The sequence below is a fragment of the Sphingobium vermicomposti genome (assembly GCF_011762025.1).
GTDB classification, from domain to species: domain Bacteria; phylum Pseudomonadota; class Alphaproteobacteria; order Sphingomonadales; family Sphingomonadaceae; genus Sphingobium; species Sphingobium vermicomposti.
Map to the genome: position 1 here is coordinate 632,705 of NZ_JAASQR010000001.1, position 13,855 is coordinate 646,559.

Annotated in this window: 10 protein-coding genes; 6 read left to right on the forward strand and 4 right to left on the reverse strand. The window is 61.2% G+C overall.

What is annotated here, in order from left to right; genetic code table 11:
• Positions 1-61: 61 nt before the first annotated feature.
• Positions 62-598 carry a DUF3617 domain-containing protein gene (locus FHS54_RS03115; RefSeq protein ID WP_167302311.1) on the reverse strand — a complete coding sequence of 179 codons (537 nt, stop codon included), beginning with the start codon at positions 596-598 and terminating at the stop codon, positions 62-64.
• 52 nt (positions 599-650) lie between these two features.
• Between FHS54_RS03115 and uvrB the strand changes: the two genes are divergently transcribed.
• Positions 651-2,834, forward strand: a complete 2,184-nt coding sequence (gene uvrB / locus FHS54_RS03120; RefSeq protein ID WP_167302312.1) for an excinuclease ABC subunit UvrB — start codon at positions 651-653, stop codon at positions 2,832-2,834.
• A gap of 143 nt (positions 2,835-2,977) precedes the next feature.
• Positions 2,978-5,518 (forward strand): TonB-dependent receptor, encoded by a 2,541-nt coding sequence (locus FHS54_RS03125; protein ID WP_167302313.1) that lies wholly within the window; start codon positions 2,978-2,980, stop codon positions 5,516-5,518.
• 61 nt (positions 5,519-5,579) lie between these two features.
• Here the strand turns inward: FHS54_RS03125 and FHS54_RS03130 are convergent, their stop codons facing one another.
• Both FHS54_RS03130 and dnaN read right to left on the reverse strand, forming a co-directional pair.
• A complete protein-coding gene (locus FHS54_RS03130; protein ID WP_167302314.1) occupies positions 5,580-8,195 on the reverse strand; it encodes a putative bifunctional diguanylate cyclase/phosphodiesterase in 2,616 nt (871 codons plus the stop codon).
• Between the two features lie 66 nt (positions 8,196-8,261).
• The gene (gene dnaN / locus FHS54_RS03135) at positions 8,262-9,374 is read right to left on the reverse strand and encodes a DNA polymerase III subunit beta (RefSeq protein ID WP_167302315.1); all 1,113 of its coding nucleotides are present in this window, start codon (positions 9,372-9,374) and stop codon (positions 8,262-8,264) included.
• Between the two features lie 169 nt (positions 9,375-9,543).
• On the opposite strand from dnaN, the gene FHS54_RS03140 reads away from it, so the two are divergent.
• Positions 9,544-10,023, forward strand: a complete 480-nt coding sequence (locus tag FHS54_RS03140) for an invasion associated locus B family protein (RefSeq protein WP_167302316.1) — start codon at positions 9,544-9,546, stop codon at positions 10,021-10,023.
• A 75-nt stretch (positions 10,024-10,098) separates the two neighbouring features.
• A complete protein-coding gene (gene rlmN, locus FHS54_RS03145) occupies positions 10,099-11,358 on the forward strand; it encodes a dual-specificity RNA methyltransferase RlmN (RefSeq protein ID WP_167302317.1) in 1,260 nt (419 codons plus the stop codon).
• 104 nt (positions 11,359-11,462) lie between these two features.
• Here rlmN and FHS54_RS03150 read toward each other — a convergent pair whose 3' ends face one another.
• Positions 11,463-11,978, reverse strand: a complete 516-nt coding sequence (locus FHS54_RS03150) for an outer membrane protein (protein ID WP_167302318.1) — start codon at positions 11,976-11,978, stop codon at positions 11,463-11,465.
• Between the two features lie 373 nt (positions 11,979-12,351).
• Between FHS54_RS03150 and FHS54_RS03155 the strand changes: the two genes are divergently transcribed.
• Together FHS54_RS03155 and FHS54_RS03160 are read left to right on the forward strand one after the other, a co-directional pair.
• Entirely contained in the window at positions 12,352-13,086 is a 735-nt protein-coding gene (locus FHS54_RS03155) for a cytochrome b/b6 domain-containing protein (protein ID WP_167302319.1), read from the forward strand.
• A complete protein-coding gene (locus FHS54_RS03160; protein WP_167302320.1) occupies positions 13,083-13,835 on the forward strand; it encodes a molybdopterin-binding protein in 753 nt (250 codons plus the stop codon). Before FHS54_RS03155 ends, FHS54_RS03160 begins: the two co-directional genes overlap by 4 nt.
• The last annotated feature ends 20 nt before the right edge of the window (positions 13,836-13,855 follow it).

The following is a 13,855-nucleotide window of genomic DNA, read 5'->3' on the forward strand; positions in this document are numbered from 1 at the left end:
GCCCGCACCGGCATTTCAGCCAAGGACGCATGGAAAATCAGGCGCTTCGGCTGGCTACCCTTTAAGTGGCGGCGCAGTCAGCTGCGACCCATTTGCCCGTCGTCTTCGCCTTCATATGCATGTCCGCACCATTGGCGGCTCCACTGGTCTTCATGTCCATGTGCATTTCATAACTTTCTGGCGCGTATTTGCCCGACATGACTGCGGTCATCGCGCCGCCTTGGGACTTGCACGATATTTCGCCCTTCACCGATCCGCCGCCGACATTGAAACCTTTATAAACGCAGTCCTTATTCTCCTGGCCCGAAAACATCTTGCCGCCGGGATTGGTCGCTTCCTCAGGCGTGACGCAGTATCGGATGGCGGAGCGCGTCATCATTTTCTTCATCTGCTCTTCCATCTGCGCGCCGCCGCCGGGCATGTTGGGCATGTCGATGTCTTCCAGCGTAAAGCTGCTTTCCCACTGGCCGGGCTTGAGCTGAACCTTCTCCACTTCCGCCTTGACCTCGTCCTTGCTCATCGGCGTGCCTGTCGGCTTGTCACCGCATCCCGCCAGCAGCGCCGTCGCGCCCGCCATCGCCAGAACCGTTTTGCGCATCGCACATCCTCCCTGTTGCACCCCTTGATCGGGCGGACCATATCAAGCGGCGATGACAATTCAAATCCGCACCACTTTGGACGAGCCGGAGACCGGCGAAGGCTTCGTCCCGCATCGTCCCGCGCGCCCTGAAAAGAGCGAGGGCGGCAAGCCGTTCACGCTGGTTTCCGAATATGAGCCATCGGGCGACCAGCCCACCGCGATTGCCGAACTGGTGGACCAGGCGCTGGCGGGCGAAAAGGATCAGGTGCTGCTGGGTGTCACCGGCTCCGGCAAGACCTTCACCATGGCCAAGGTGATCGAGGCGCTGCAGCGCCCTGCCCTGGTACTCGCGCCGAACAAGATCCTTGCGGCGCAGCTTTACGGTGAATTCAAAAGCTTCTTTCCCGAAAATGCCGTCGAATATTTCGTCAGCTATTACGACTATTACCAACCCGAAGCCTATGTGGCGCGATCCGACACCTATATTGAAAAGGAAAGTTCGGTAAACGAGAGCATCGACCGGATGCGCCATTCGGCCACCCGCGCGCTGCTGGAACGGGACGACGTCATCATCGTCGCGTCCGTGTCCTGCCTTTATGGCATCGGGTCGGTCGAAACCTATTCGGCCATGACCTTTTCCATGAAGAAGGGCCAGGTCGAGGATCAGCGCGAAATCATCCGCAAGCTCGTGGCGCTCCAGTATAAGCGCAACGACGCCGGCTTTGCCCGCGGCAATTTCCGGGTGAAGGGCGACAATCTGGAGATATTCCCGTCCCATTATGAGGACACGGCCTGGCGCGTCAGCTTCTTTGGCAATGAGATTGAGGAAATTGTCGAATTCGATCCGCTGACCGGCAAGAAGATCGCCAGTCTCGACTATGTGAAGGTGTTTCCCAACAGCCACCATGTCACGCCCGGCCCGACGCTGAAGCAGGCGATGGAGGCGATCCGCTTTGAACTGACGGAACGACTCAAGGAACTGGTCGCCGAGGGCAAGCTGCTGGAAGCGCAGCGGCTGGAGCAGCGGACGAATTTCGACCTGGAGATGATCGCCGCCACCGGGTCCTGCGCGGGCATCGAAAATTACAGCCGTTTCCTGACGGGCCGCCTGCCGGGTGAGCCGCCGCCAACGCTGTTCGAATATCTGCCCGAAAACGCCCTGCTGTTCGTGGACGAAAGCCATCAGACCGTCCCGCAGATCGGCGCGATGGCGCGTGGCGACCATCGGCGCAAGATCACGCTGGCCGAATATGGCTTTCGCCTGCCCAGCTGTATCGACAACCGGCCCTTGCGCTTCAACGAATGGGACGCGATGCGGCCGCAGACGGTCAGCGTATCGGCGACGCCCGGACCATGGGAAATGGATCAGACCGGCGGCGCCTTTTCCGAACAGGTCATTCGCCCCACTGGGCTGATCGACCCGCCTGTCGAAATCAAGCCGGTCGAGGATCAGGTGGACGACCTGATCAACGAATGCCGCAAGGTCGCCGCGCAGGGCTATCGCACATTAGTGACGACGCTCACCAAACGCATGGCGGAGGATCTGACCGAATTCATGCATGAGGCGGGAATCAAGGTCCGCTACATGCATAGCGACGTCGAGACTCTGGAGCGGATCGAGCTGATCCGCGACCTGCGGCTGGGCGTCTATGACGTGCTGATCGGCATCAACCTGCTGCGCGAAGGCTTGGATATTCCCGAATGCGGGCTGGTCGCGATATTGGATGCGGACAAGGAAGGTTTTCTGCGATCGGAAACGTCACTGATCCAGACCATCGGGCGCGCAGCGCGCAATGTGGATGGGCGGGTGATCCTCTATGCCGACCGTATCACCGGCAGCATGGAACGGGCGCTGAATGAAACCGGCCGCCGCCGTGAAAAACAGCAGGCCTATAATCTGGAACATGGCATCACGCCTACAACGATCAAGCGCAATATCGGCGACATTATCGCCCATGTGGCGAGCAAGGATCAGGTCACAGTCGACACCGGCATCGATGATCGCCCGCATCTGGTCGGCCACAATCTGCGCGCCTATATCGAAGATCTGGAAAAGAAGATGCGCGCCGCCGCGGCAGACCTGGAGTTCGAGGAAGCCGGGCGCATCCGCGACGAAATCCGCAAGCTGGAAGCAGAAGAGCTTGGCCTGCCTGCCGACCAGCAGGTCGCCGCGCCGAGGGGCCGGGCAACGGAAGGCAAGCCCGGAACCCGCAAGCTGCGATATGGTAAAACCCAGCGCAAGTTCGGGCGCTAGGCTGGCTTAGGCGGTTCCCTCCTATCGATCGGGCGCGGGCGCATTACATTTTGCGACAAAACTGTCTTGGACTTGCCAGATTTTTGCGACAACTCGCCCCTAACGGTCAATCCATCAAGGTTGATTGGTCAAAGGGGTAATTTGTGAGCCGTCCCACGTCGATTCTGCTGCTATCGTTGATGATAAGCTGTGCCCCCACGGCGCTGCTCGCGCAGACCGAGGATGGCAAGGGTCCACCCGTGGAGATGGACGAGAGCGAAGAGATAATCGTCACCGGGCAACCGCAGCGTGGCGCGGTGATCGGCAATATCAAACCCGAACAACAGCTTTCATCCGCAGATGTGCGCGCGCTGGGCGTGACATCCATCGCGGAGATGATCACCGAATTATCGCCACAGACCAACGGCGATCCGGTGGTCCTGCTGAACGGCAAACGCATATCCAGCTTTTCTGAAATTCAGGACATACCGTCGGAAGCCGTGGCGCGGGTCGATATCCTACCCGAACAGGTGGCCCTGTCCTACGGCTATGCGCCGACCCAGAAAGTGGTGAACATCGTTCTGCGTCAGCGTTTTCGCGCGGAGACCGCCGACCTGCGCGCCGGAACCACGACGGATGGCGGGCGTGAAAACGGGATTGTCGAAGGCGGGCTACTGCGTATCAGCGGCGACAACCGGCTCACGCTCAATGTGAAATACAACACTGCCGCTTCACTGCTGGAAAGTCAGCGCGGGATCGATCCTGTCCCGGTCAGCCCAGCTTTTGTCGACCCCACCCGCTTTCGGACGCTCAGCCCGGCGACGGAAAGTGTTTCGGCCAACGCAACGCTGGCCCGCGCGCTGGGCGGGGTGTCGATGACGGTGAACGGGCGGGTAGAATTGTCGGAGAGCGACTCCCTTCAAGGCATTTCCTCCACCGCGCTGGCGCAACTTGCGGGCATGCCGATGTGGCCCTTTGTCGACGATGGCCTGTACCGCGACGTCATAGAGGCGGGCAGGCTGGACCAGCAGATACGTGGTACGACCGGCCATCTGGGCCTGACCCTGAACGGGTTGCTGGGCGGCGGATGGCAATGGTCGCTGACCGGCAATGGCGACATTTCCGATACGCGGACGCGGACGGAGCGGTCGTCAAGCACCGACCGGGCCAGCGCGAAGTCGCAGGCGGTGACGGGCGACCTGCTGCTGTCAGGCCCGCTGGCGGAACTGCCCGCAGGCACCGTGACCAGCACGGTTCGGCTGGGCGCGTCAGCCAACGGCTTTGACGGATGGTCGATCCGCAACGGCACCGAACGGCAAACCAGCTATGACCGACAGATCGGCAGTGGGCAGATCAGCCTGGACGTACCGCTGACCAGCAAGGCGCGCGCTGTGCTGGGCGCGGCGGGCGACATCGGCGTCAATCTGAATGCGGGCGTTCAGCAGCTTTCCGACTTCGGCACGCTTTCCACCCTGGGATATGGCATGCGCTGGCGGCCCATCGCGGCGGTGCAGTTGCTAGTATCGGCCAATCAGGACCGCGCCGCACCGACCGGGAACCAGATCAACGATCCCGAAGTCTCGACCCCCAATATCTCAATCTTTGACTATCAAACGGGCGAAACCGTGTTCGTGACCCGGATCACGGGGGGCAATGCCGCGCTGAAGGAAAGCGTGCGCGACCAGTTCCGCCTGAGCGCCACCATCAAGCCGTTCGAAAAGCCCGACCTGACGCTGACCGCGACCTATCTCAACAGCCGGACGGCCAACCCGATTGCCGCCTTCCCCGAACCCACGCCTGCGATCGAGGATGCCTTCCCGGATCGCTTCATGCGCGATGCAGACGACCGGCTGACCCAGATCAACGCCCGCCCCATCAATTTCCTGCGGTCGCAGAGCGAGCAACTGCGCTGGGGTTTCAACCTGTCGATCCCCTTGAAGTCGCGCATCCAGAAACTGGCTGAAGCCTGGCGAGCGGCAGGTGCAAAGCCGGAGGACCGACCCAAGGAGCTTCAGGACATGCGCGCGCTGTTCGGCAACCGCGGACAGGGCGGCGGACGGGGTGAGCAGGCCAGTAGATCGGAGGGCGGCCCGCCTCCCGGACAGGAGGGTGGCGAGCGGCCCCATGGTGAAGGCGGCTTTGATAGTTCGCGCGGACCTGGCGGCGGGGGCAGGCCCGGCGGCGGCAGACGTTTTAGCGGCGGCGGCGGTCGTGGCGGCGGTGGGCGCCTCAGCTTCAACCTCTATCATACCTGGCATTTTACCGAGAGCGTCCTGATCGCGCCCGGCGTGCCGGAACTCGACCTGTTGAACGGCGACGCGACCGGATCATCGGGTGGCCAGCCCCGGCATGAGATCGAGGCGCGCGTGGGCTACACCAATAATGGCCTTGGCGCGCGGCTGGGTATCGACTGGGAAAGCGGCACGCATGTCGACGGCGCGCTGGGGGGCGCTTCGCGGTTGGACTTCGGCAGTCTGGCGACCGCAAACCTGCGCCTGTTCGCCAATCTGGGGCAGATGCCCAGCCTGGTGCGCAAGCATCCCTTCCTGCGCGGCGCGCGGGTTTCGATCGGCATCGACAATATATTCAACACGCGCCGTGAAGTGACAAACGCCACCGGCGGCACACCTCTGCGCTATCAGCCAGGCTATCTCGATCCGCTGGGACGGAGCGTCAGCATATCCTTCCGCAAACTGTTCTTTTGAACAGGTTGGTGTTCCTGCTGTCCATTTAGGGGGTTGAGCCGGTCCCCGGTGCGGGGTCAGCTCAGGATGCGAGCGCACGCGGTTGTGCGCGCAGCGCTGACAGGTCGAGCGTGCCGGTGAATTCCACACCCGTTCGATCATCCTGCGCCCATTGCGCGATGGCGTTCACGGTCAATGTGTCGCTGAATTCAATCGCAAACAGGGTGCCTTCAGGCACATTCCACAGCCCTTCCAACAACGCCCCCGTCGCAGAAATGTTGCGGATTCGGCCCGTATAGACATGACCGTCATGATGCACATTCACGGTGCGCAACATCGTTTTGCGTTCCGGGCGGCTGGACTGAAATCCTTCAGTCAGCGCCACTGTGCCATGAATGCGTTGTCGTTCCAGCACTTCCTGCATCTCAAGCGGGCGGCCATAGACATAGCCCTGGATATGACTGCAACCCAAATTCCGAATCAGCGCCAGTTCATCCTGCGTTTCCGCGCCTTCTGCCGTAGTATCCATGCCCAATGCTTCGGCCAGGTTGACGATTGCTTTAATGATCGCGCCGTTGCGGCTGCTTTCGACCACCGCGCCGCGCACAAAGCTCTGGTCGATCTTGATCTTGTCGAATGGCGACTTCTTCAGATAACCGAGCGAGGAATAGCCAGTGCCGAAGTCGTCGAGCGCCAGCCGCACGCCCAGTGACTTCAGCCGGGCAAAGGTGGCATCCGTCCCGTCATCGTCGTTCAGGAACACGCTTTCGGTGATTTCCAGTTCCAGCCGTTCGGGCGCGAGCTGCGACGCGGCCAGCGCGCTCATGACCAGTGACGGCAGACCGGGGCTGGCGAACTGAATCGGCGAAACATTCACCGCCACCCGAATATCTTCGATCCACTGCGCGGCGTCGCGGCAGGCGGTACGCAGCACCCATTCGCCCAACGGCCCGATCAGGCCGCTTTCTTCCGCGATGGGTATGAACACTGCCGGGGAAATCGCGCCGCGAACCGGATGATTCCAGCGCAGCAGCGCCTCATATCCGGTGATCCTTTCGGTCGTGGACGACACGACCGGCTGATAGACGAGGTACAAGGCATCCGATGCGAGTGCGTGGCGCAAATCTTCTTCCAGCTGGCGTCGGTCTTCCGCGTTGGCATGCATTTCGCTGGAATAGAAACGATGGATGCCGCGCCCGTCCCCTTTTGCCGCGTACAGCGCCAGGTCGGCGTTGCGGATAAGCGCGTCGGCGGTCACGCCATCTTGCGGGCAGGCCGAAATGCCGATCGACGCGCCGATCACGACCACGGTGCCTTCGATGGAATAGGGTCGCGACAGTGACACAATGATGGTCCGCGCCATCTGTTCGATTGCCTGTCGGTCGTGATGGCCGGGCAACAATATCTTGAACTCGTCGCCACCCTGTCGCCCGACAAGTCCGCGACTACCCACCACATCCAGCAGCCGCTGGCTGACCTGTCGCAGCAATGCATCGCCAGCAGGATGGCCCAAAGTGTCATTGACCGATTTGAACCGGTCAAGGTCCAGCATCATCAACGTGCATTCACTAGCGCGTTCACCCCGTGATCCAGCAGCCGCCTCCTCCAGCGATCGCAGCATCTGCACGCGATTGGCAAGGCCGGTCAGCGAGTCAAACTGGGCGAGCTGTTGCACCTCTGCCTGGCTGCGACGCATCGCGGTAAGGTCGGCACCGCTGCCGCGAAAGCCATGAAACTGACCAAATTCGTTGAACACGGGCTGGCCCGAAATGGACCACCAGCGATCATCCTGCGTCATCGCCGCCCGGACCGTGATTTCTGAAAAGCCGGTCCTTGCCGACAGGTGAAATCCTACCGTTCGTTCACCCGTATCATGTTGGTGATCGCCGTTGCCGATCAGGTCAGTCAACCGCCGTCCGATCATCCCGCCCTGCGGCACGCCATCCAACGTCCTCACCAGCGTTTCGGAGATATAGCTGAGGCAACCCTGCCGGTCCGTTTCCCAGAACCAACCCTGGCCGGATTGTTCATATTCCTGAAGCAGCCGATCCGAACGCTGCGCCCGCAGGTCCTGCTGATGCAGGGCGATAGCACGGTCGCGGTCCGCTTTCGCCTGGCGAAGCGCCGCGATCAGCATGATCGCGATGCAACTGATCAGCAAGCCGACCTGGGCAAAGGGGGCCTGTTGGATCAACGATACGACCAGCGTTCCGACGAAATAGCTGACACTCAGCAGGCGGCGGTCGCCGAACATGCATACGGCCAGAAGGGCAATGGCTATTTCCCCCGCCAGACTGGTTGACAGCGCACCCGTGAACATGGGGGGACCCAGGAGAAGGCTGAATGTCAGGCTGGACAGAAATACCAGCGCCAGCATCATCCATTTCTGCACGTGCGGACGCTGCTGCTGGAACCGAGCGCCTCTGGGTGCGACCATCGTCACGCCGTCGATCAGCAGCATGGCCGCCAGGATCGCGGCGTGGGCTACATCGTCCGACCGGTAGAAGGGGATATGAAGCAGGCCGAACGTACAAAGCTTGGCCAGCAGGATGAGCGGCCATAGACGCGCAATATGGCTGAAGGCACCCGACACCCAGAAGGGCGAAACTTCGGTCCCGCCTTCCGCGAGTCCGAGCGCGGCCGCAAGGTCGATCGGCCACGATTGAACATCTGCCAGCTTTGTGCGCGAAGGAGCCATGTCTTCCGCGTAACGCGCACAAGTTGAAAGAGAATTACCGTCTGGCGATCATCTATATGATCGAGATCAAACCCGCATCGGCATCAGGACATAGAGCGCCGGGCTGCGGTCATTTTCGCGGATCAGCGTGGGCGCGGCAGCATCGGCAAGATGCAGTTCGACAAGATCGCTGTCAATCTGGCCAAGAATGTCCAGAAGATAGCGGGCATTGAACCCGATTTCGAACCCTTCACCCTGGAAAGCGCCCGGCACTTCTTCGGCTGCCGTGCCATTTTCCGGGCTGGTGACCGACAGGGTGATCTTGTCGCGATCCAGCGTCATCTTGACGGCACGAGTCTTTTCAGTGGCGATGGTCGCGACACGATCCACGCCTTCCTCGAAGCTGCGTGGATCGATCTTGAGCAGCTTGTCATTCCCGGTCGGGATGACGCGGCTGTAATCGGGGAAAGTGCCGTCGATCAGCTTGCTGGTCAGGATAGCGCTGCCCAGACCGAAGCGGATCTTGCTGGCGGAAAGCGAAATTGCCACCGACCCGTCAACCTCATCCAGCAGCTTGCGCAGTTCGGCGATGCACTTGCGGGGTATGATGATGCCGGGCATGCCGTCCGCGCCGTCGGGACGAGGCACGGTAACGCGCGCCAAGCGGTGGCCGTCGGTCGCCGCAGCCTTCAACACAGGCTGGCCGTCATCGGAAACATGGAAATAGATGCCGTTCAGATAATAGCGCGTCTCTTCAGTCGAAATCGCGAAGCGCGTCTTGTCGATGATCTGCTTGAGCGTTTCGGCTGGCAGTTCAAAGCAGGTCGGCAGGTCGCCTTCCGCGATCACCGGAAAATCGTCGCGCGGCAGGGTCGACAGGTTGAAACGCGCGCGGCCCGCCTGGATCAGCATCTTGCCCTCGGCCGCATGGAGCGACACCTGCGATCCTTCAGGCAGCTTGCGGGCGATATCGAACAGCGTGTGCGCCGATATGGTCGTCGCGCCGGGCTGTTCCACCTGCGCGGACACGCTTTCCACGATCTGGAGGTCGAGGTCGGTCGCCATCAGCTTGATCGCGCCGTCCGCCAACGCCTCTATCAGCACGTTGGACAGGATCGGAATCGTATTGCGCCGCTCGACCACCGACTGGACGTGGCTGAGGCTCTTGAGCAGCGTTGCGCGTTCGATAGTGGCCTTCATGTCCCTGTTTGTCCGTTTCTTTTTCTGCGCAAAGCCCGGAGACGGTCGAATCCGGGCGACAATGATGGATGGTCCTTCATAGCTGCTATGACGGCGGCGGCAAGCGCTCGCTGGTCATTTCGGGTGAGGAAGGGTTGCAAAAGGGCACAGCATCGGCTTTGCCAGGCTGATGGTGCGCATTTCCCTCCTCTTCCCGGCCATGTTGGCCATCGCCGCACCGGCCTTTGCCAAGGACTCACTTGGCATATTCGAATATTGGGGCGCCTTTCGCGATCCGGCTGCGCCTCGCTGCTACGCCATTGCTTTGCCGGTGGGGCGGCGGGGGGAAGCATTCGCTGCAGTGGGCACTTGGCCGCGGCAGCGAATGCGCGGGCAGGTGCATTTTCGCCTGAGCCGCACCCGCGCAGAGGGGGCGCCCGTGACCCTCAACGTGGGCGAGCGTCGCTTCACATTGGTGGCGGGCCAGGGCGACGCCTGGGCACAAGACCCGCGTGCCGATGCGGCCATCATCGCCGCGATGCGATCGGCCAGCAGTATGAGCGTCCAGACGCGCGGTGCGAACGGGCGGGGCTTTGCCGACACCTACAGGTTGCGCGGGGCCGCCACAGCCATCGATGCCGCAGCATTGGGCTGCGCGCGACTGCGATAACGCCAAAGGTCGCTGTTTGCGCGGGGGCACGGCTTCGCTTTAAAAGATGGCCAAAATCGGCTATGGGGCCGACCCATGCAAACAGCCGCCACTCCATTGATGCCGATTCCCGGCGCTATCGACCCTGTGCCCGTGCCGCGCGCGGTGACGCCTCGCGAGGATGGGCGCGTCGATCTGATGGGGCTTTCGCGGCCGCAGATAAAGGCTGTGCTGGAGGAAGCGGGCCTCGACACGAAGCAGGCGAAGCTGCGGTCGAAGCAGCTGTTCCACTGGCTTTATCATCGCGGCGAAACCGACTTTGACGCCATGACCGACCTCGCCAAACCGATGCGGGGATGGATGGCGGAGCGGTTGATCGTGGGCCGTCCGCAGGTGGTGGAAGCGCAGGTGTCTAGCGACGGCACCCGCAAATGGCTGCTGCGGTCGGACGACGGCCAGGACTATGAAATGGTCTTCATCCCCGATGCCGATCGGGGAACGCTGTGCGTATCCAGCCAAGTCGGCTGCACCCTGAACTGCCGTTTCTGCCACACCGGCACTATGCGGCTGGTGCGCAACCTGACACCGGGCGAGATTGTGGGGCAGGTCATGCTGGCGCGCGACGCGTTGGGGGAATGGCCCAGGGGCAGCATGGCATCGGCCAATGACGACGAAGCCGATGACACGCCCCAATATACCACCGACGGGCGCATGCTGACGAACATCGTCATGATGGGCATGGGCGAGCCGCTCTATAATTTCGATCATGTTCGCGATGCGTTGAAAATCGTGATGGACGGCGACGGCCTCGCTCTGTCCAGACGGCGCATCACCCTGTCGACTTCCGGCGTCGTGCCGATGATGGCGCGCGCGGGCGAAGAGATCGGCGTCAACCTGGCCGTGTCACTTCACGCGGTAACCAAGGATGTGCGCGACGAATTGGTGCCGCTCAACAAAAAATATGGGATCGAAGAGCTGTTGCAGGCGTGCGCCGATTATCCCGGCGCCACCAATGCGCGGCGCATCACCTTTGAATATGTGATGATCAAGGACAAGAATGACAGCGACGATGATGCGCGTGAGCTGGTCCGCCTAATCCGCCAGTTCAAACTGTCGGCGAAGGTCAATTTGATCCCATTCAATCCCTGGCCCGGCACGGATTATGAATGTTCTGCACCTGACAGGATCAGGCGCTTTTCCGAGATTGTGTTCCAGGGCGGCATCTCCGCCCCCGTGCGCACGCCGCGAGGCCGCGATATCATGGCGGCCTGTGGGCAGCTGAAGTCCGCGTCGGAAAAGAAGAGCCGGGCAGAGCTTGATCGGCTGGCGGCGGAAAAGCAGGCCGCGCTGGGCTGACGCTACTCGGCTTGCGCCCGCTTTCTCGTCTGAACGAAGCTACTCATGCAAAAAAGGCGGCCCCGAATGGGACCGCCCTTCCTGTCAGTTTCGATCGACAGAGATCAGAAACGGAAGCCAACGCCGACGACGCCAGCGTCACGGCCACCGGCATTGTTCTCATATTCGGTGCGCTGATATTCAGCCGAGATGTAGGTGTTACCGGTCACGGCGAATTCCAGGCCGCCACCGAAGCGGACGCCTTCCAGATTGTTAGAACCGCCCAGCACGGTGTCTTCGAAGCGCGTGGTCGCGTATCCGACCTTGGCAAACGCGAGGAACTGCGGGTTTACGATGTAGCCCAGACGAACCGAAGCGGCCAGATCGCGGCTGGCGTCAATGCCGGCACCGTCGGTGGTCGCATCGCCGAACGACACTTCCGGGCCGAACGTGATGTTGGGGGTAACCGCCAGGTCGTAACCAGCGGTGACGCCGTAGCTCACGCCTTCTTCATCGCCCAGGCTGTCATAGCCAGCGGTCACGCCAGCGCGGGGGCCGGTGAAGGGAGCAGCGTCCTGCGCGAAGGCGGGAGCCGAGACGGCAGCGGCAGCAACAACGGCTGCGAAAATCACAGTCTTCATAATAACCTCTTTTAATAAAAGTGTGATCGTCAAGGAAAAGACGTACACCTTGTCATATATCCGGGGTCTTCTCTTGAAGGTATAAGATCACTTCAAGAATGCCGCATATAACGGCCTTCCCCCTTCCATCCTGCTTGCCGCGATTATCATCGTCGGCGCAGCGCATATGCTAATTTTCCTACGACGTTGCAATATCGACATGAATATAAACAAAGGTTGATGCTTTTTAGCAACAGTCATTACACAACCCTCGAAAAACCAAGGCGACCCGGCCAGCTAGGCCGATCACGATGGACGGGAGATGAACGGCTTAGGGGTGGTCCAAGCAAGCGACGTTTTTGACCCCGCCGGTGCAAAAGGGTAACAGTGCGCCATGGAGAGCGCGGTGCCCCCCGGACAAACGCCTACGGTTCCATCCGTGGTCATCCGCCACACATGGCCAGTCCGTGCCTGGCACTGGTTCAACGCCGTGCTGCTCTACATTCTGCTCACTAGCGGGCTGGGCATATTCAACGCTCATCCCCGGCTTTACTGGGGCCAATATGGGGCCAATTTCGACAGCGCATGGTTGGAACTCGAACGCTTTGGACCGTTGCTGACCCTGCCCGCTCGGTATGACCTTGCGATGTCGCGCCATTGGCATCTGACCGCCGCACCGCTGTTCGCTTTCGGCCTGCTCGCCTACATGCTGTGGAGCTTAGTCAGCGGCCATATCAGCCGGGATCTCGCCTTCCGGCGCGGAGAGCTTGAGGCACGTCATGTCTGGCAGGACATTCGCAACCATGCGCGGCTGCGCTTCCCGACCGGAACGGCGGCGCTGCGCTACAATGTTCTGCAGAAGGCCAGCTACATCGCGATCATCTTCATCGTCCTGCCGGTCATCATCCTCACCGGATTGACGATGTCCCCCGGCATGAACGCGGCATGGCCCTGGCTGCTGGACCTGTTCGGCGGACGCCAGTCAGCGCGCTCCATTCATTTCATCGCCGCCTTCGCCTTGGTCGCCTTCTTCCTTATCCACATACTGATGGTCGTGCTGGCAGGGCCGATAAACGAACTGCGGTCAATGATCACCGGGCGCTACCGGGTGCCGGAGGATAGGCCATGAGCCTGATCTTCACCCGGCGCGCGATCATGCTGGGCGCTGGAGCCATGCTGACCGGCTGCGACCGGATCGCGCGCAATGACATGGTCCGCGATGCGCTGTTCAACGCCGAGAATTTTCACAAATGGGCGCAACGCACCCTGATGGCGCGGGATGCCCTGGCGCGGGAGTTTAGTCCCGACCATATTTCGCCGATCTTCCGTTCCAACGGTACGAACAATCCGAACACAGCGGAATATAAGGCGCTGTGGCGATCGGGCTTTGTCGATTGGCGGCTGGAAGTGACCGGGCTGGTCGACCGCCCGCTGTCGCTTTCGCTGGCTCAACTGCGCGGCCTGCCGCATCGCGAACAGATCACCCGTCACGATTGCGTGGAGGGATGGAGCGCGATCGGCAAATGGCGTGGAGTGCCGCTCAAACTGCTGCTGGATGCCGCTCGCATGAAGGACCGGGCCCGCTACATCGTCTTTCATTGTGCCGACACCATGGGCGACGGGCACCCCTATTATGAAAGCATCGACTTGGTGGATGCCTTTCACCCGCAGTCGATCCTGGCCTTCGCGCTGAACGATCAGCCGTTGCGCGTCGCCAATGGCGCACCCCTGCGGCTGCGCGTCGAACGGCAGTTGGGCTATAAACATGCCAAATATCTGATGAAGATCGAGGCGGTGGACAATCTCGCAGGCATAGGCAGCGGCAAGGGCGGCTATTGGGAAGACCGCGCCGGATATGATTGGTATGCAGGCATTTGACGCGACCGGAATGACCTGAC

Excerpts from the sequence above, each read along its gene's own strand:
- FHS54_RS03115 (WP_167302311.1), bottom strand. The coding sequence starts at position 598 with ATGCGCAAAACGGTTCTGGCGATGGCGGGCGCGACGGCGCTGCTGGCG.
- uvrB (WP_167302312.1), top strand. The coding sequence starts at position 651 with ATGACAATTCAAATCCGCACCACTTTGGACGAGCCGGAGACCGGCGAA.
- FHS54_RS03130 (WP_167302314.1), bottom strand. The coding sequence starts at position 8,195 with ATGGCTCCTTCGCGCACAAAGCTGGCAGATGTTCAATCGTGGCCGATC.
- dnaN (WP_167302315.1), bottom strand. The coding sequence starts at position 9,374 with ATGAAGGCCACTATCGAACGCGCAACGCTGCTCAAGAGCCTCAGCCAC.
- FHS54_RS03140 (WP_167302316.1), top strand. The coding sequence starts at position 9,544 with ATGGTGCGCATTTCCCTCCTCTTCCCGGCCATGTTGGCCATCGCCGCA.
- rlmN (WP_167302317.1), top strand. The coding sequence starts at position 10,099 with ATGCAAACAGCCGCCACTCCATTGATGCCGATTCCCGGCGCTATCGAC.
- FHS54_RS03150 (WP_167302318.1), bottom strand. The coding sequence starts at position 11,978 with ATGAAGACTGTGATTTTCGCAGCCGTTGTTGCTGCCGCTGCCGTCTCG.
- FHS54_RS03155 (WP_167302319.1), top strand. The coding sequence starts at position 12,352 with ATGGAGAGCGCGGTGCCCCCCGGACAAACGCCTACGGTTCCATCCGTG.
- FHS54_RS03160 (WP_167302320.1), top strand. The coding sequence starts at position 13,083 with ATGAGCCTGATCTTCACCCGGCGCGCGATCATGCTGGGCGCTGGAGCC.